Annotated in this window: 21 protein-coding genes; 6 read left to right on the top strand and 15 right to left on the bottom strand. The window is 44.3% G+C overall.

Annotated elements, in window-relative coordinates; genetic code table 11:
• Positions 1-3 precede the first annotated feature (3 nt).
• Positions 4-900, top strand: coding sequence for an aldo/keto reductase (locus KNQ07_RS06970; protein ID WP_214765740.1), 897 nt, complete (start codon positions 4-6; stop codon positions 898-900).
• Between the two features lie 77 nt (positions 901-977).
• Here KNQ07_RS06970 and KNQ07_RS06965 read toward each other — a convergent pair whose 3' ends face one another.
• From KNQ07_RS06965 to KNQ07_RS06945, 5 genes are all read right to left on the bottom strand, one after another.
• A complete protein-coding gene (locus KNQ07_RS06965; protein WP_012369580.1) occupies positions 978-1,166 on the bottom strand; it encodes a hypothetical protein in 189 nt (62 codons plus the stop codon).
• A gap of 142 nt (positions 1,167-1,308) precedes the next feature.
• Entirely contained in the window at positions 1,309-1,956 is a 648-nt protein-coding gene (locus KNQ07_RS06960; RefSeq protein WP_012369581.1) for an amino acid ABC transporter permease, read from the bottom strand.
• On the bottom strand, positions 1,956-2,717 hold the full coding sequence (locus KNQ07_RS06955) for a transporter substrate-binding domain-containing protein (RefSeq protein ID WP_012369582.1): 762 nt from the start codon (positions 2,715-2,717) through the stop codon (positions 1,956-1,958). The genes KNQ07_RS06960 and KNQ07_RS06955 overlap by 1 nt, the downstream gene beginning before the upstream one ends.
• A 163-nt stretch (positions 2,718-2,880) precedes the next feature.
• Positions 2,881-3,987 carry an ABC transporter ATP-binding protein gene (locus KNQ07_RS06950; protein ID WP_012369583.1) on the bottom strand — a complete coding sequence of 369 codons (1,107 nt, stop codon included), beginning with the start codon at positions 3,985-3,987 and terminating at the stop codon, positions 2,881-2,883.
• Positions 3,988-4,109: 122 nt separating this feature from the next.
• Positions 4,110-4,943, bottom strand: coding sequence for a PucR family transcriptional regulator (locus KNQ07_RS06945; RefSeq protein WP_214765708.1), 834 nt, complete (start codon positions 4,941-4,943; stop codon positions 4,110-4,112).
• Between the two features lie 70 nt (positions 4,944-5,013).
• On the opposite strand from KNQ07_RS06945, the gene KNQ07_RS06940 reads away from it, so the two are divergent.
• Both KNQ07_RS06940 and KNQ07_RS06935 read left to right on the top strand, forming a co-directional pair.
• A complete protein-coding gene (locus KNQ07_RS06940) occupies positions 5,014-6,150 on the top strand; it encodes a DUF445 family protein (protein WP_214765705.1) in 1,137 nt (378 codons plus the stop codon).
• A 20-nt stretch (positions 6,151-6,170) separates the two neighbouring features.
• Positions 6,171-6,548, top strand: coding sequence for a YlbF/YmcA family competence regulator (locus KNQ07_RS06935; protein ID WP_012369586.1), 378 nt, complete (start codon positions 6,171-6,173; stop codon positions 6,546-6,548).
• A 46-nt stretch (positions 6,549-6,594) separates the two neighbouring features.
• On the opposite strand, the gene KNQ07_RS06930 is transcribed toward KNQ07_RS06935, so the two are convergent.
• The 3 genes from KNQ07_RS06930 to KNQ07_RS06920 form a co-directional block, all read right to left on the bottom strand.
• Positions 6,595-6,813 carry a YhzD family protein gene (locus tag KNQ07_RS06930; RefSeq protein ID WP_131503858.1) on the bottom strand — a complete coding sequence of 73 codons (219 nt, stop codon included), beginning with the start codon at positions 6,811-6,813 and terminating at the stop codon, positions 6,595-6,597.
• Between the two features lie 57 nt (positions 6,814-6,870).
• A complete protein-coding gene (gene dinB, locus KNQ07_RS06925; protein WP_251135825.1) occupies positions 6,871-7,950 on the bottom strand; it encodes a DNA polymerase IV in 1,080 nt (359 codons plus the stop codon).
• Positions 7,951-8,015: 65 nt separating this feature from the next.
• Complete coding sequence (locus KNQ07_RS06920; protein ID WP_214765702.1) at positions 8,016-8,930, bottom strand: magnesium transporter CorA family protein; 915 nt, start codon at positions 8,928-8,930, stop codon at positions 8,016-8,018.
• A 111-nt stretch (positions 8,931-9,041) separates the two neighbouring features.
• Between KNQ07_RS06920 and KNQ07_RS06915 the strand changes: the two genes are divergently transcribed.
• Complete coding sequence (locus tag KNQ07_RS06915) at positions 9,042-9,962, top strand: HD domain-containing protein (RefSeq protein WP_214765699.1); 921 nt, start codon at positions 9,042-9,044, stop codon at positions 9,960-9,962.
• Between the two features lie 56 nt (positions 9,963-10,018).
• The gene (namA, locus tag KNQ07_RS06910) at positions 10,019-11,041 is read left to right on the top strand and encodes an NADPH dehydrogenase NamA (protein WP_214765696.1); all 1,023 of its coding nucleotides are present in this window, start codon (positions 10,019-10,021) and stop codon (positions 11,039-11,041) included.
• Between the two features lie 101 nt (positions 11,042-11,142).
• Here the strand turns inward: namA and KNQ07_RS06905 are convergent, their stop codons facing one another.
• From KNQ07_RS06905 to KNQ07_RS06890, 4 genes are all read right to left on the bottom strand, one after another.
• On the bottom strand, positions 11,143-12,057 hold the full coding sequence (locus tag KNQ07_RS06905; protein WP_214765693.1) for a peptidylprolyl isomerase: 915 nt from the start codon (positions 12,055-12,057) through the stop codon (positions 11,143-11,145).
• 269 nt (positions 12,058-12,326) lie between these two features.
• On the bottom strand, positions 12,327-12,896 hold the full coding sequence (locus tag KNQ07_RS06900; RefSeq protein ID WP_012369593.1) for an HTH-type transcriptional regulator Hpr: 570 nt from the start codon (positions 12,894-12,896) through the stop codon (positions 12,327-12,329).
• Between the two features lie 84 nt (positions 12,897-12,980).
• Positions 12,981-13,322, bottom strand: coding sequence for a hypothetical protein (locus KNQ07_RS06895; RefSeq protein WP_214765690.1), 342 nt, complete (start codon positions 13,320-13,322; stop codon positions 12,981-12,983).
• A 123-nt stretch (positions 13,323-13,445) separates the two neighbouring features.
• Positions 13,446-13,871, bottom strand: coding sequence for an HIT family protein (locus KNQ07_RS06890; protein WP_131503865.1), 426 nt, complete (start codon positions 13,869-13,871; stop codon positions 13,446-13,448).
• A gap of 129 nt (positions 13,872-14,000) precedes the next feature.
• On the opposite strand from KNQ07_RS06890, the gene KNQ07_RS06885 reads away from it, so the two are divergent.
• Positions 14,001-15,071: a TcaA second domain-containing protein gene (locus KNQ07_RS06885; RefSeq protein WP_214765687.1), complete on the top strand. Its 1,071-nt coding sequence runs from the start codon at positions 14,001-14,003 to the stop codon at positions 15,069-15,071.
• A 74-nt stretch (positions 15,072-15,145) separates the two neighbouring features.
• Here KNQ07_RS06885 and KNQ07_RS06880 read toward each other — a convergent pair whose 3' ends face one another.
• From KNQ07_RS06880 to KNQ07_RS06870, 3 genes are read right to left on the bottom strand one after another with little or no spacing between them, the layout of a single operon-like run.
• Positions 15,146-15,397 (bottom strand): GlsB/YeaQ/YmgE family stress response membrane protein, encoded by a 252-nt coding sequence (locus KNQ07_RS06880; protein ID WP_012369597.1) that lies wholly within the window; start codon positions 15,395-15,397, stop codon positions 15,146-15,148.
• 33 nt (positions 15,398-15,430) lie between these two features.
• Positions 15,431-15,682, bottom strand: a complete 252-nt coding sequence (locus tag KNQ07_RS06875) for a GlsB/YeaQ/YmgE family stress response membrane protein (RefSeq protein ID WP_012369598.1) — start codon at positions 15,680-15,682, stop codon at positions 15,431-15,433.
• 51 nt (positions 15,683-15,733) lie between these two features.
• Positions 15,734-15,985: a GlsB/YeaQ/YmgE family stress response membrane protein gene (locus KNQ07_RS06870; protein WP_026829092.1), complete on the bottom strand. Its 252-nt coding sequence runs from the start codon at positions 15,983-15,985 to the stop codon at positions 15,734-15,736.
• Between the last annotated feature and the right edge of the window lie 212 nt (positions 15,986-16,197).

Raw genomic sequence — 16,197 nt, 5'->3', positions numbered from 1 at the left:
ATGATGGAACGCATACACTTAACGGAAGATCTTTCATTTTCAAGAGTCATACACGGTCTGTGGCGGCTAAACGAATGGAACATGACGGTTGAAGAGCGACTGGAGTTAATTGAGCAATGTTTAGCACTAGGCATTACGACGTTTGATCATGCTGATATTTACGGCGACTATACGAATGAAGGATTGTTCGGCGAAGCACTGGCATTAAAACCGGAACTGCGCGAACGGATGGAAATCGTTACGAAGACAGGCATCAAGATGAAGGGCAACCATTTCTCTGATCAAAAACTGTCATTTTACGATACGACAAAAGAACATATCATTGAACATGCGACACGTTCATTAAAGGAACTTGGTGTCGACTACATTGATACGTTATTGATTCATCGTCCGGATCCATTGATGGACCCTAACGAAATTGCAGAAGCATTCGTTGAACTGAAGGAGTCTGGTAAAGTCCGGACGTTTGGTTTATCGAACCATACACCGGCTCAGCAAAGCCTCATCCAATCACGACTGCCGTTCATGCTCGTCACCAACCAGCTCGAACTGTCTGTCGCCGAACTGAAGCACTTCGAAGATGGTTCTGTTGATCTGTGCCACGAAAATGAAATGCCGCTCATGGCGTGGAGTCCGCTTGCCGGAGGGCGATTGTTCAAAGACGAGGAGTTTGCTCCGCTTCGCGACAAACTTGAGGAAATCGGACGTGATATCGGTGCAGAAACCATCGATGAAGTCGCTTACGCCTGGTTGTTGAAACATCCGGCGCGTATCATGCCGATCGTGGGTTCCGGAAAAATTGATCGCATCGAATCAGCTGTCCGGTCGACGCGTCTTGAACTGTCACGTGAACAGTGGTTTGAAATATTGAAAGCTTCCCGTGGACGGGACGTCGATTGAAAAATAGCCTTCGGGCTATTTTTTTACAAAAAAAAGTCCCATCTCAAGGGGGAGTTGAGATGGGAGTATCTATAGGGTCATGCTTCGAGACGAAGCATTTCCTGACGATATTTATCTAAGCGTTCTTTACTGGCAGTGACAGCTGCTTGATCATGGACTTGGATAGCATCGAAGAGCGTACTGAGCTCATAATCGATTTCGAGGCGTAGCACTGGAATCCGCTGCTCTGCATCTTGTCTACGGAAAGCTTCAATTACTTGTTTCATCTCGGCCACGCTCCTTTTAAAGTTATCAGATAATTCTGATTTTTATTAGTATACTTTATTATTCCCGTGCTGGCTAGTATTAAACCTGAAAAAGATTAAAAAAAACACTTGGAATGTGTCGTCATTCCAAGTGTCCTTAATTTTATTCCGGAATACTGAATCGTGCCTCGAGACGATGTTGTACCCCTTGAATTAAGGTCGACATAATCCAATAAATCGCAGCTGAGAACAGCAGTAACGGCATGACGAGATACGTCGTCGCCGAAATTTGATCGGACACATACGTCAGTTCTTCAACGGCAACGATTGTCCCGAGCGAAGTCGATTTGATGATATCGATAACCGAGTTCGACAGGGGCGGAATGGCACGTGAAAGAGCTTGCGGAAGGATGACGTCCTTAAACGTCTTCCGGCGCGGGATGCCGAGTGAATCTGCTGCTTCCCATTGTCCGCGATCGACAGACGAAATCGCTGCCCGGAAGGATTCCGAGATATAGGCGGAGAAGTGAAGCGACAGACCGAATGCCAACGCCTGGAAGCCCGTCAATTGCAGGACGACCAAACCATTATATAGAATCAAGATTTGCAGCAACAGTGGAGTTCCCCGGAAAAAAGAAACATACAATCGTGCGAAACCGCTTAAGACGGCAAAACGGCTATCCCGCATGACGGCAAGAATCAGACCGAGAAAAAGCGCAAAGACGATGGCAAATCCACTTGCAAGAAGTGTAGTGCCAATCGCCTTTCCGTAAACGTCCGCATTATCGCGGACGATTGTAAACAAATCCATCACTTGCTGATGTCCTCGTTAAAGTATTTTTTCCCGAGATCTGCGAGTGTACCGTCTTTTTGCATCTCTGCGAGTGCTTTGTTGAAGTCTTCAGCATACTTGCTGTTTTTTGCCATCATCAGGCCTGATTCGTTTTTATCAAACGTCTCACCGACAGCTTTTACTTTGTATCCTGCTTTTTTAAGTTCTGTCAGGACAAACAGACGATCGTTCATGGCAGCGTCGACACGTCCTGCTTCAAGATCTTTCAAGACTTGGTTTGCGCCTTTGTAGTACTTGACTTTCGCACCGGCTTCTTCTGCTGTTTTCGCGTAGAGCGAACCTTGTGTCGAACCGACAGTTTTTCCTTTTAAGTCTTCAAGCGTCTTGATGTCATTTGTTTTGTTATTGACGATGATTGTTGAACCGGAAACTGTGTAGGCATCAGAGAACGCATATTTTTCTTTCCGCTCATCTGTGATACCCATCTGGTTTGCGATGACGTCAATTCGTTTTGAATCGAGTGCCGGAATCAAACCTTTGAAGTCCATTGCTTTGTACTCGACCTTATAGCCGGCACGTTTTGCGACTTCGTTCATGACATCGATATCATAACCTGTTAGTTTACCTTTTTCTTTATACGTAAATGGTGGGTAAGTTGCTTCTGTTCCGACCGTTACGACTTTTTCATCTTTGTTTGCTTCTTCGTTAGAAGCGCCGCACGCCGCTAACACCCCCGCTGTTGATAGTGCTGCTACTGCTAGCTTTAGTCCGTGTTTCATAGCGCTCTCTCCTTTAAATGAATAAATGATTTCAATTCCTAGTTTTCGAATAGGATTAATTTAAGACTACAAGCAGTATCATACAAAGTTACAGGAACGTCTGTCAATAAAAAAGACTGCCCATAAATGGACAGCCTGACTGCAGTTACTGAACGTTTAAAAATTAACGGATTGTTGCTTCTGTTGCCGCATCGAAGAAATGTGCTTTTGTCATGTCGAAGAAGAGGTCTAAATCTGAACCCATCTCGACGTGTGAACGCGAATCGACACGTGCTGTGAACGCTTGATTACCGACTTTCGAGTAGAGGTAAGATTCGGCTCCCATAAGCTCGGATACTTCGATATGGGCCGGGAAACGGTGTGCTGTTTTTGTATCTTGATAGATCAATTCAGCATGAATATCTTCCGGACGGATTCCGAGAACAAGATCTTTACTTGTGTAGCCACGTTCGCGGAGGACTTTCATCTTACCTTCAGGAACTTCAAATTTCTCTTCTGTACCTGTGACATGGAAGAGACCGTCTTCCGCGAGTTTACCTGTCAGGAAGTTCATTGACGGAGAACCGATGAAACCAGCAACGAACATGTTATCCGGGTGGTCGTATACTTCTTTTGGTGTTCCGACTTGTTGAATGAGTCCGGCTTTCATGATGACGATCCGAGTCGCAAGGGTCATCGCTTCCGTCTGATCGTGCGTCACATAAATCGTCGTCGTTTCAAGACGTTTGTGCAACTGGATGATTTCCTTACGCATCTGAACACGTAGTTTAGCATCCAAGTTCGAGAGCGGCTCATCCATCAGGAAGACTTTCGCATCACGGACGATGGCACGGCCGATTGCGACACGCTGACGTTGTCCACCAGAGAGGGCTTTCGGTTTACGCTCCAAATATTCTTCGAGTCCGAGAATACGTGCTGCATTGTCGACACGCTGTTTGATTTCATCTTTCGGGAACTTCCGAAGTTTCAGACCAAATGCCATGTTATCAAAGACGTTCATATGTGGATAGAGGGCGTAGTTTTGGAAGACCATCGCGATATCACGATCTTTAGGCGCTACGTCGTTCATGCGTTTTCCGTCGATGACAAAATCTCCGCCCGAAATTTCTTCAAGACCGGCAATCATCCGTAATGTCGTCGATTTACCGCAACCTGATGGTCCGACGAAAACGATGAATTCTTTATCTTTAATATGAAGGTTAAAATCATCCACTGCTTTTGCTGTTCCTGAATAAACTTTATCAATATGCTCAAGACGAATATCTGCCATGTGTACATCCTCCTGTAAATTAAGTAATCGGTTACTATAACGCTTACAAGATTCAGTATAGGAGAACTGGTACGAAAATCATATGGACAACATGCCTGAATGTAAACGTTATCATTTGGTCACTATGCTACAAGAAGAAGCGTATAAAGAAACATCGCACCCTCGAACGACCGGATATCGATTTCCGTCTGTTCCGTCAGTCGGTCGAGCCGGTACTGAAGACTGTTTCGATGTAAAAAGAGATGTTTAGCCGTCAGTGAAACATTCAAGTTGGCGCGGCAAAAGGCATCAATCGTCTCGCGTGATTCGCGTTCGAGCGGTGTGATGAACCGTTCGATCAAATCGTCGCGGATATCTGTCGACAGTAACGTCAACCGCATCAGGGCAGGCAGGAACCGTTCAATGTGTAATAAGGGAAGTTCACGTAAAGCAGCCTGCTCTAACCGGAATTGAGTTGCCAGGTCTCCGGATTGGCGTTGTTGGCCGATCAAGACCTTGCCGTCCATCAGAAAATCAGACTGGAGAGCTGTAAAAAAATCATGTAAATCATTTTCTGTGACAGACTCTTCCCGTTCAATGACGACAAGACGATTGGATGTTAACGGGATGATCCAACTCGACGGATGAAAAAAAGAAGTCAGCAGTTGTTGCAAATCTTCGCCGGTCCGGACGTCAAGTTGTTCAAATAAGAAATGAATCATCCGAAACGGGTCTGCTTCTTCACTGTGCTGTTGTTCCAACCGATGACGCCACGTGATAATCTGATCGGAATCAGACGTAACGACCCGTTCTGCAATCAGGTCGAGTAAGTCGAGTTCACGAGGGGTAAGAATCATATTTTCAATCCCGAAACGAAGTCCATCGGCTAACTGATATACGGTATACTTATCGGTACAGTACACGGTAGGATCGGTGGAGAGATGATCCTTAAATAAGACGGTTAATTGATGTAACATACGAGGCGCCTCCCTAAAAAGTTCTACTAAGACTTTACCACAATACCAAAATCGGAAGGAACGAGGATCTATGCAAGTAGAAGTTGATTTGGTCATGAAGATGATTGGAATGATCATCATTGGAGCATTGATTGGAGCAATCACCAATCATCTTGCAATCCGGATGTTATTTCGTCCGCTTGAAGCAAAGTATATCGGCAAGTACCGCATTCCATTTACACCGGGTTTAATTCCAAAACGTCGTGACGAACTAGCGGCGAATCTCGGACGAACAGTCGTCAAACATTTATTGACTCCGGAAGGAATCAGCAAGCGGCTTCAGCAACCGGTCGTATATGAAGCCATTACCCGGATGATTCAGCAGGAGTTACAGAAGTGGACGCGCTCGACGAAAACGATTCGCGAAATTGCTGAACGATTTGTCACGAATCCGGAAGGTAAGTTACAACATCAAATGGAACAGCGGATTGATCAGGAACTAGCAACGATGGCTGTTTCGATTAAAACAGCACGTTTAACAGAAGTCATCGGGGATGGCGGAACGACAAAAATCAAGGCAGCGGTTCCCGGGATTGTTGAAGCATTACTTCACCAGACCGAACAGTACTTTGACAGTCCTGCCGGAAGAATGAAACTGGAAGAAACAGTCGCTCAGTTCATTCAAAGTAAATTAGGCGGAGGCATGTTCGGGATGTTGCTGGCTAATGTCAATCTCGTGGAAATGATTCAACCGGAACTCAAACGGGTAATACAAGGAAAGTCGACACACCAGTTCATCAGTGAAATGGTCGAACAAGAAATCAGTGTGTTACTAGAGCGGCCGGTTGAAGAACTGCTTGGAGCGGAGACGGAACGACAAATCATCGAGCGGATGAAATCAGAGATCTTAACGCGTATTCCATTGACGAAATTATGGGATACGCAATTATATCAACTACTGCAACCGCTTGAAGCCCGGATCAGTCAAGAAATGGTTCCGATGCTTTCTAAACAAGTGGTAGTCCGTCTAGTCGAACAAGTCGAACGAATCATGGCGACACTTGATCTCGAAACGATTGTTCGGGAGGAAGTCGATTTACTCGATACCGCGTATCTGGAAGAAATCGTCTTGTCGATTTCAAGAAGAGAATTCCGGGCTATCACTTGGCTTGGAGGACTATTAGGTGGTTTAATTGGAATGATACAAGCGATACTTCTTATCGTTTAACAAAATTGGAGGGTTCAAAGATGTCTGAAACAAACTTATACGATCATGCTTACACGCTAGAACGTGCACTACGCGAAACATCAGAATACACGACACTGAAGGATTTGTACGCGCAAGTCAATGCGGATCCAATGTCAAATGAGCTATTCGCTTCATTCCGCAACGTGCAACTTGAGTTACAACAAAAACAAATGCAAGGTGAAGAAATCACACCTGAGGATATGGCATCGGCACAAGCGAAGATGCTGGAAGTCCAAAACAATCCATTGATTGGTCAACTGATGCAGGAAGAACAACGTATGCACACGATGTTGACGGAAGTGACACAAATCATCATGAAACCGCTAGAAGAGCTGTACGCACCGATGATGGAACAAAATCAAGACGACGTTCAGTAACATCATGAGAAAGCCTCGCTTCCGTTTCATCGGAACGAGGCTTTTTTTATAATGTTTTTTCCGTTGGAACCAGGCGTGGGAGGTAAGCCCGTTCAAAATGAATCAGTTGTCCGGCGCGGGTCACACGTGCCCCGCGGTGCTCCAAGTCTGCTTCTTTCAGGCGGCGGATACCTTCTTGACGTGCCTCAGAATCGGAGGGAGCGTCAAAGGTATCATCCAGTAACGTTTGTCCTCGATCTGAAAATGCGGTAATCGTATAAAGCATGGCTGATTCCTCCTTATCCGAAATGACTAACTTAAGTGTAATGAATAGATATTCATTTTACAAGTAGGAATCAATGTCTTGCCACGTTAACTGTTTGGAGAGGGGTGGGGTTTCAAGATGACTGACGCTCATACCAATCAGGCGGATCGGACCTTTAAATTCAATTTCATTAAACAGTTTGGTCGTCACCCGGAGTAACGTTTCTTCATCAGCCGTTTCTTCTAAAAACGTATAACGTTTAGAACGCGACTGGAAATCTTCCGTCTTCCATTTAATCGTAACAGTTCGACAGACCAGTTCTTTTTGGTTCAGTGTCTTGACGACGGACAGCGCTTCCCGTTTCAGCGTTTCGAAAATGGTATCGATATCTTCTGTGTCTTCTTCGAATGTACTTTCGGAGCCGATGGATTTTCGTTCCCGGTGCGGGCGGACCATTCGCTCGTCTTGACCGTGTGCCATCGTATACAACTCCGTTCCCCGGTCCCGACCAAGTAATCCCCGCAGTTCAGCGATCGGCGATTGTTGAATATCTGCGACCGTTTGGAAACCATGTTTCTGAAGTGTTTGCTCCGTGACTTTTCCGACTCCGTGTAAATCCCCGATCTTTAATCCGGATAAAAAAGGTAAAACATCATCCGGAGGCAACACGGTTAATCCGTTTGGCTTTTGATGGCCGGAAGCAATTTTAGCGACAAGCTTTGAGTTTGATACGCCGGCGGAAGCAGTCAAACCTGTCCGTCGTTTGATTTCAGCCAGGATGTACTGGGCAATATGCGTCGCACTTGTCATCTGCAGGTTGTTTTCTGTGACGTCCAGATAGGCCTCATCTAACGACAGCGGTTCGACAAGAGGTGTGATCTCAAGAAACAACTCCATGATTTGGGCACTGACCGCACGGTACACTTCAAAACGGGGACGCAGAAAAACGGCCCGCGGACAGAGCTGAAACGCTCGCCGTGATGGCATCGCGCTGTGAATGCCGTATTTGCGTGCTTCATACGAACAGGTCGCAACGACACCCCGCGCATGTGGAGGACCACCGACGATGACAGGAACACCTTTTAAATGTGGTCGATCGCGCTGTTCGACAGAAGCATAAAACGCGTCCATGTCGACATGAATGATTTTTCGTCCCATCATCGTCTCCTCCTTTCTTTCAATCCGTTAATTCGTTACACTTAGTATAACGAACTTACGTTCTGTTATCTATTTTTTAGTCGCGATTTTTTATTCGGCATCCGGACGAGCGCTCCTAACCAGCCGCGGCGTTTCATCCAATAAAAGATTCCGCCGGTCGTAAGGAAAATCAAAAAGAGGGCACTGGCATATCCGTATTTCCAGTCAAGTTCGGGCATGTTTTTAAAATTCATTCCCCAAATCGCACCGAGCGCCATCATCGGTGTGGCGACGGCTGTGAAAATCGTCAAAGCTTTCATGATTTCATTTCCTCTGATGTTCGAAACGGTTGTCGACAGATCGAGCAATACTTCAATATCTTTTTGATAGTGTTCAATCAGCATCAATAGACGTTGCACCCGTTTTTCAGCCAGTTGGTAAGGTAAAGCCTCCGTATACGTATTTTGCCGAACGAAAGCTTCGGGACCTGCTAAAACAAGCTCACGGAACGGGACAATCAGATCCGACCAATTTTCGATCGTATCCCGCAGGCCGAAAATGCTGTCGAGAGAATTCTCATCGATACTTCCCCGAAGCTCATCCTGTCTTAAAAACAGTTCGGTTTCAAAAGCATCGATTCCCGAGAAGTAAGTATTCATTTGCAGAGATAACAGCGCATAAAAAGCTTCGAAAGGGGTCGTCGTTTCAAAAGGTTCGATTAAGGAAACGACATGTTCCGATAAGCCGATTGTAATCAGTTCCGTCGGTGAAAGATAATAGCCGATGGAACGGCGGTCACTTTTATCAGCCGGATTTTGCCAAGTCACGATGGAGCCGTACAGTAAATCAAGTTCGACCCGTGTGAAGTTCATATCTTTAGTAGACAGTTGATTCAGCCAATCCAGTTTAAAAGCGTCGGTCGGTGTTTGAGAATGAAAATATTCTTCAAATTCGGCAAGCGTTAAAAAACGATGCCAGCTAAAGAGTGAGTCGGATTCCATGTTTTGAGCTCCTATATAGTAGAATGGTAGAGTGACGTCTGACAGTCAGAGAAATATGTAAACAGTTCTAATCAAAATGAGTCCAGATAAATAAAAAGGATGTGTTGTGAAATGAAAGGTATCGGTCAGTTGGCAATTGGTGAAATGCTCGATCAACGAGTCATGATCAAGCAGGCATTAAAAGGAATCGCCGCAAACGGAAAACCTTATCTGACATTGATTTTAGCAGATAAGACGGGAGAAATTGAAACAAAGATGTGGGACACGAGTGATCTTGAAAAATATGCTCCTAAATTCATCGTCCATGCAGCTGGTGAAGTGATGGATTACCGGGGACGGACACAATTAAAATTGAAGCAAATCACCGTGTTGGACGAAACGAATGTAGAAGATTACATTCAATCGGCACCACTTCCGCGGGAACAGATTGAAACGGAAGTACTCGGTTTCATCGAATCGATTCAACATGCCGAGATGAAGAAGCTGGTCAAACATCTTGTCATCAAAGATTTCGACGCGTATTTCACACATCCGGCAGCGGTCAAAAACCATCATGCGTTTTATTCTGGTTTATCCTATCATGTCCTGTCGATGTTAAAACTGGCGGATCAAATTGCCCGTCTGTATCCTACATTAAATCGTGATTTGTTGATTGCAGGTGTCGTCCTGCATGACTACGCAAAAATCAAGGAGCTGTCTGATCCTGTGACACCGGAATACACGCTTCCCGGAAAGCTTGTCGGACATATCTCATTAATGGTCGCAGAACTGGAAAAAGTCGGGGCGGAGTTACACATCGATGCAGAAGTGTTGACGGTCTTACAACATTTAGTCCTGAGTCACCATGGCCGTCCGGAGTGGGGATCGGCTGTCGCACCACAGATGCGTGAAGCCGAAGTATTATTTTTGATTGATAATCTGGATGCGAGAATGACGATGATGGACCGTTTGCTTGAGTATGTCGAGCCCGGACAATTTTCTGAACGATCGTTCGCATTGGATAATCGTTCATTTTATCGTCCCAAGCTGTAAAAAGATGACGTAAAAAGATTCAACAGGATTTGAAATTGATCAGAGGAGTGGAATTCATGAAAACCAAACTATTCGAAGCAATCCAAATCGGGGGACTTCAGTTCCGGAATCGTGTCATCATGGCACCGATGTGTATGTATAGTGCAAAAGAAGATGGACTCGTAACCGATTGGCACGTCACGCATTACGCCTCACGTGCAGTCGGTGGTGTCGGTGGTGTCATCTTAGAGGCAACAGCTGTCACACCGGACGGTCGAATCTCAGCCGGTGATTTGGGCGTCTGGTCGGATGATCACATTGACGGACTTCGCCGCATTGCCGATCAAGTAAAAGCAGCCGGTGCAAAAGCGGGAATCCAACTGGCGCATGCCGGACGGAAAAGCACAACGGCTAAACCGCCTGTCGCACCATCAGCAATCGGATTCGATGATTCATATGATCATCCGCATGAACTGACAGTGGAAGAAATTGATGTCATCAAACAACAATTCGTCGAGGCGGCACTTCGCGTTGAACAGGCGGGCTATGATTTCATCGAATTGCACGGAGCACACGGCTATCTGATTAATACCTTTTTGTCCCCGTTATCCAACAAACGTGAGGATCAGTACGGTGGATCGATGGAAAACCGGATGCGCTTCTTGCTTGAAATCATTGACGCCATTCAAGAGAAGTCAGATCTGTCATTATGGGTCCGGATTTCGGCAGCAGACCATGCACCGGGTGGAATGACGGCGGCGGATTATATCCCGCTGGCCGAGGAATTGTTAAAGCGGAACATCGACTTGCTGGACTGCAGTTCAGGAGCCGTTGTTGCCAATGCCGTTCCGGAAGTTTATCCCGGCTACCAAGTACCGTATGCAGCGGAAATCAAACAGGCAACCGGCATCAAGACAGGGGCGGTAGGATTGATTACGACGGCAACGCTCGCGGAAGAAATCATCCGCAGCGAACGGGCGGACGTCATCCTGCTTGCACGTGAACTTCTGCGTCAACCGTATTGGGTTTATCATGCGGCAGCGGAACTTAAAGATGAGATCAGTTTACCAAAACAATATGAACGGGCTCCGATTCGGTAAAAAGAATAGGAAGCAGAGCTAAAAAAATCCCTGTCTTCCATGATGGAAGCAGAGCTAAAAAAATCCCTGTCTTCCATGATGGAAGCAGGGATTTTTTACGCTTATTGTTGTTGCTGTTGCATCTGTTGTTGCATTTGTTGCTGCTCTTGTTTATCAAGGTCAAAAGCATCTTTGAAGTCTTTGTTTTCGACTTTAACATCATACTTTTTCATCAATGAACGGTAGATATCGTTTGGATTGACTTGAGCTGATTTTTCTTCAGCCAAGGCTTTTTTAATTCGGTCGGATTCTTTTTCGAGCGTAAAGTCTTTTTTCTCTTTACGGTCTGTTACTTTAATGATGTGATATCCGAATTGTGTTTTGATCGGGTCAGAAATTTTACCTTCAACGCCATCCTTGAACGCATAATTTTCGAATTCCTCGACCATTTTACCTTTTGTGAAGTATCCAAGATCTCCACCTTTTGTTGCGCTACCAGTATCCGTTGATTTAGCTTTAGCGATTTTAGCAAAATCGCCGCCTTCATCAAGTTGTTTCTTGATTGCTTTTGCATCTGCTTCTTTTTCAACAAGAATGTGGCTCGCTTTTACTTCCACTTTTTCCTGATTGAAACGCTCTTCGATTTCTTTATCCGTAACTTTTGATTTTGCTGATTTTGCTTCTGTTAAGAGCATTTGTGTCCGAAGCACTTTTTCGAATTCTTTTTCGCTTTTAATACCGGCTGTTTGAAGTGTCGTATTGAACTGTTCTTTATCTGGGAACTGATCTTTTGTTTTCTTGACTTCAGCTTCTACTTCTTTATCTGTTACTTTTTTACCGTATTCTTTTTCAAGCAGTTTGTTCATCGTTTGTTGGAAAGCAATTTGTGCGCCTGCTTTTTGGTACGCCTCGTCTTGGACGTCCGCTTTATTGACTTCTCCACCTTTGTAGTTGATGACAGCTTCGTCATTTGAACCACATGCTGCTAATGTGAATACACTTGCCACTGCTGCTACACTTAAAAGTTTCTTTTTCATACATACACCCCTAATTTACCATTTATTTCAACCGTTCTATCATATCATATCTTCGTTATCTTGACAGCTTTCCGCAAAATCGAAAGTGATTTGCTCTTACACCATGCTATCACATCAAGTACAGGAGGGGAGGACTATTTTTGTGGGAAATTGTGAGGCATCGCAACGTTTTGAGACAGAACGGTAAAGGGAACGTTACTTTCAAAAGACAGAAAAAACGTCCTAGGCCTCAAGGCTTAGAACGTTAACTCGAAGAATTCATGCAAAGGTCATGCTTTTTTGATCGAGTCGATCACAGGGTCTTGTGGACGCCGGTCTGCTTCTTCTGTAATCATTTTTGATGTCTCGGCAAAAATGTCCATGAAGCTGTCGCCGTAAAGACGGCGAACGATTGCTGATATGTCTGTCAGCTCTGGGAATTTACCGTAAAGTTCCTGGAGTGGTAACGAAGCACGGAAAACACCGTTCTCTTCTGGGCGGAATGCTTGAATCGTCTCAAGTAACAGACTTTCGCCTTCCGGGGTCAGTTGGACATAGGTATTTCGTTTATCCGTCTCTTTTTTTGAAAACGTCAAAAGTCCACGGTCTTCTAATTTTTTAGAGAAGTTGAACGCAGTCGAGACGTGCATCACACCGTATTTGGCGATTTCAGAAATCGAGGCACCACCCAGTGCATGGGAAATCCATAAAATATGGTGTTCATTAATATTTAAATCAAAGGGTTTGATCCAATTTTGCCAATCTTTTTCTACCGTTTTCCATAGTGCTTTGCTCAATTGGACAATTTTATGACTGTATAACAGTGCTTCTTGTCCAGGATATAATTTTTCGTGTTCCATATCTGACTCATCCTTTCGAAAGGTGACAATGGCTCAAACGCGCAAAATGCAAACTATACAAAAACAAATCGAAGCAGCGGACCGTTATTGTTGGGGAGTAAGATGATCGACGTCTTGTTTTGCCTCATCAGCAAATTTCTGAAGACGTGCGAGTGATTCTTGAACCTCTGACTGATACTGGGAGACATCTTTTGTAACTTCCTCTTTAAAAGTCGTACCAGAAAGTTTGGCTGTCTCTATTAGATTCTTTCCCTCTTGCGTCAAATCCTGCACGTTCGTTACGATTGTAGAATAAGAATTTCGACGTTGTTTACCATTCGAAGAGTCACTTTTAGTACCTTGGCGAAGCGCCTTCAAACCGTAAAAAGTCACAAGCGACAGCGTAGCACCAAAAGCGACCCAGTTACGATGGGGACGCTTCGACATAGTTTTACCTCCTTTTGATATTAAAATATTTGTTTCATATTATTTTACCGAAAATTCGATATTAGAAACCTATTTCGGCAATATTTTTAAAATGAGTCAGTAATTGAACGGTTTTGGGTACCGTCAGAGACGATTTTTAATGGATTCGGCGATTGTTGCCAATTCTTCAGCCGTATACTCTTCATTGTGCACTTCCCATTTCGCACCAAAGCCATCGTGTTTGTCGTGGCGCGGAATGAGATGGAGATGGAAGTGAGAAACAGATTGTCCGGCAACTTTCCCGGTGTTCGATAAAAGGTTCATTCCGGCAGCACCTGTTTCCTGTTGTAAAGCACGACTGATTTCCGGAATGGTTGCAAAAACAGCCTGTGCACTTTCTGCGGATAAATCGTAGACGTTATCAGCGTGCTGTTTTGGAATGACAAGCGTATGACCTTTCGTTACTTGTGATAAATCGAGAAAAGCCAAAACTTCTTCATTTTCAAAAACTTTATGGCTTGGGATCTCATGGTTGGCAATCTTACAGAAAATACAGTTTTCTTTTTGCAATGGACTCACTCCTTCAGATGGATATAGCTTCAGTATACTCGACTGAATCGGTCTTGCGGGCAATTGACAAGGATATGAAGGGTTTCTAAACTAAAGGAAATCCTAAAAAAGAAGGTAGGGGAAACGAAGATGCCGTCTCGCATCACTGTATATGAAAAAAAGAAAAGACGAAATCAGCGAATCGGACTCATCGTGGGAATTATTGTACTCGCTGGTCTGATTGCTTGGATTGGATGGAGTCAAATCAAACCGGCTGCCGAACGGCAACAGACAGATCAAGTGTTTCAAAAGACGGTACAGGAACAAGACCGGGAAACGTTTCAACAATTAGTGTATCTCAACAACAAACCGTTAAAGCTTGCGGAAACAAATCAGCTCATGAAATGGTTTAAGGCAGACCCGGAACGGCTTGAACGAACTGTAGCCGAAATTAAATCTGATCAAAACAATTATCCGAAAGAAACAAAACGAACTAAGCAACAAGATTTATTTTCATTGAAAAAACAGCCGGGACGATTTTGGTTCGACACGTACACTTTGCATTTGAATAAACAGACATTGGAAGTGAAGGTTGATACGGAAACGGCGTCCATTTCAATCGATGATGCGCCAGCAGGTAATGCGGATCAAGAGGCTCCCTTAACCATTAAACGTTTTCCGGGCGAGTATGAGGTGTCAGCACGCGTGGAAGCGAACGGGAAGACGGGACAGGCGACTGAGACCGTTCAAATAGGAGATCAGAGAACGACGACGGTTGTCTTTAAACTCGCACAACAGATTGCACCGGATAAGAAGGAACAATACGGTGTCGATATCGAGAAGCTGCTCGAAGCGGAAGTGAAGGCAAGAACCGGTAAGACGGTCGAACAGATGACGGATTATATCGGCCGAAGCCAATCCGAAGTAGAAAAATCATTTGGCCCTCCGACAAACCAAATGGCCAACAAAACGATATATGACGGATTTGAAATGGTGTATGAGAATCAGGAAGTCAAAAGTATCTTAATTGATTTGAATAAAACAACGTCTGAGCTCGAAGCAGTCGCCGGCAAGCCGGAATCTAAATCGACCGAATCAGTCGGGACGGTCTGGAAATATCCATCAAGCTTTTTTGACGATTTGTTAGGGTGGTTGAATATCAAGTCAGAAAAACGTGTCATTGAACGATCAGGTAAAATGTGGTTGGAGTTACGTAACTAAAAAAAAATCCGCAGATCAAACAAAAAAACCACTAGAGACATGACGTCTTTAGTGGTTTTTTGCAGTAAATCAGATTATCGTTTGTTGACCGCACGAAGGATGAACGAAACGATTAAGATTAAGATAATTGCACCAAGGATAGCTGGTACGATTGCGAAACCGGCAACTGACGGTCCCCAACTTCCGAAAAGAGCTTGTCCGATCATTGAACCGACAAAACCTGCGATGATATTACCGATAACTCCACCTGGTACATCTTTACCGAGAATAAGACTTGCTAACCAACCAATAATACCACCAACGATTAAAGCCCATAAGAATCCCATTTAAAACACTCCTTTTAGTTTTAGTAGTTTAGATTATTTGCGACGTACTGAACGAAGAATCAACGATACGATGAAGATTAAGATGATTGCACCAAGAATAGCTGGAATGATTGCAAATCCGCCGATAGTAGGTCCCATTGAACCGAAAATAGCTTGTCCGATCATTGAACCAACAAAACCTGCGATAATGTTACCGATGATACCTCCTGGTACATCTTTACCAATAATTAGACTAGCGATCCAACCGATTAATCCACCGACGATTAAAGCCCATAAGAATCCCATTTAAAAACACTCCTTTAATAAAATTTACGTACTGATCATTATTTCAATAAATCATTTACGACGTACTGAACGAAGAATCAATGACACGATGAAGATTAAGATGATAGCACCTAAGATAGCTGGAATGATTGCGAAACCAGCGATATCCGGTCCCATTGTACCGAAGATTGCTTGACCGATCATTGCTCCGACAAACCCGGCAACGATGTTACCGATGATGCCGCCTGGTACGTCTTTCCCGATGATGAGACTAGCTACCCAACCGATTAATCCACCGACGATTAAAGCCCATAAGAATCCCATTTGGAACCCTCCTTTTCTTACTTTAGATTTACCTGTTTTCAGGCAGTTGTAAACACATTGAAAGATGAAAGCCTTTAAATAATCATTTCAACCAGTGAGGTAAAAACATTAAAATTAAAATGGCTAGACGATTATACCAGTTACCTCTTAGCGAAACTCGTGTTTAAAATGCTACTTTCAATTTTTGTAAGTCGTTTTCATATATTGATGTA

The sequence above is a fragment of the Exiguobacterium sp. s145 genome (assembly GCF_018618835.1).
Classification (GTDB): Bacteria; Bacillota; Bacilli; order Exiguobacteriales; family Exiguobacteriaceae; genus Exiguobacterium_A; species Exiguobacterium_A artemiae.
This window is presented reverse-complemented; position numbering and strand designations above follow the sequence as displayed.

Coding starts and splice junctions, on each gene's coding strand:
- KNQ07_RS06955 (WP_012369582.1), bottom strand. CDS start 2,717: ATGAAACACGGACTAAAGCTAGCAGTAGCAGCACTATCAACAGCGGGG.
- KNQ07_RS06950 (WP_012369583.1), bottom strand. CDS start 3,987: ATGGCAGATATTCGTCTTGAGCATATTGATAAAGTTTATTCAGGAACA.
- KNQ07_RS06930 (WP_131503858.1), bottom strand. CDS start 6,813: ATGCTTTATACGATTACCGCATTTTCAGATCGAGGACAAACGTTACTG.
- KNQ07_RS06885 (WP_214765687.1), top strand. CDS start 14,001: ATGCCGTCTCGCATCACTGTATATGAAAAAAAGAAAAGACGAAATCAG.
- namA (WP_214765696.1), top strand. CDS start 10,019: ATGAAAACCAAACTATTCGAAGCAATCCAAATCGGGGGACTTCAGTTC.
- KNQ07_RS06935 (WP_012369586.1), top strand. CDS start 6,171: ATGTCTGAAACAAACTTATACGATCATGCTTACACGCTAGAACGTGCA.
- KNQ07_RS06870 (WP_026829092.1), bottom strand. CDS start 15,985: ATGGGATTCTTATGGGCTTTAATCGTCGGTGGATTAATCGGTTGGGTA.
- KNQ07_RS06920 (WP_214765702.1), bottom strand. CDS start 8,930: ATGGAATCCGACTCACTCTTTAGCTGGCATCGTTTTTTAACGCTTGCC.
- KNQ07_RS06875 (WP_012369598.1), bottom strand. CDS start 15,682: ATGGGATTCTTATGGGCTTTAATCGTCGGTGGATTAATCGGTTGGATC.
- KNQ07_RS06945 (WP_214765708.1), bottom strand. CDS start 4,943: ATGTTACATCAATTAACCGTCTTATTTAAGGATCATCTCTCCACCGAT.
- KNQ07_RS06880 (WP_012369597.1), bottom strand. CDS start 15,397: ATGGGATTCTTATGGGCTTTAATCGTTGGTGGTATTATTGGTTGGTTA.
- KNQ07_RS06895 (WP_214765690.1), bottom strand. CDS start 13,322: ATGTCGAAGCGTCCCCATCGTAACTGGGTCGCTTTTGGTGCTACGCTG.
- KNQ07_RS06900 (WP_012369593.1), bottom strand. CDS start 12,896: ATGGAACACGAAAAATTATATCCTGGACAAGAAGCACTGTTATACAGT.
- KNQ07_RS06905 (WP_214765693.1), bottom strand. CDS start 12,057: ATGAAAAAGAAACTTTTAAGTGTAGCAGCAGTGGCAAGTGTATTCACA.
- KNQ07_RS06965 (WP_012369580.1), bottom strand. CDS start 1,166: ATGAAACAAGTAATTGAAGCTTTCCGTAGACAAGATGCAGAGCAGCGG.
- KNQ07_RS06970 (WP_214765740.1), top strand. CDS start 4: ATGGAACGCATACACTTAACGGAAGATCTTTCATTTTCAAGAGTCATA.
- dinB (WP_251135825.1), bottom strand. CDS start 7,950: ATGGGACGAAAAATCATTCATGTCGACATGGACGCGTTTTATGCTTCT.
- KNQ07_RS06960 (WP_012369581.1), bottom strand. CDS start 1,956: ATGGATTTGTTTACAATCGTCCGCGATAATGCGGACGTTTACGGAAAG.
- KNQ07_RS06915 (WP_214765699.1), top strand. CDS start 9,042: ATGAAAGGTATCGGTCAGTTGGCAATTGGTGAAATGCTCGATCAACGA.
- KNQ07_RS06940 (WP_214765705.1), top strand. CDS start 5,014: ATGCAAGTAGAAGTTGATTTGGTCATGAAGATGATTGGAATGATCATC.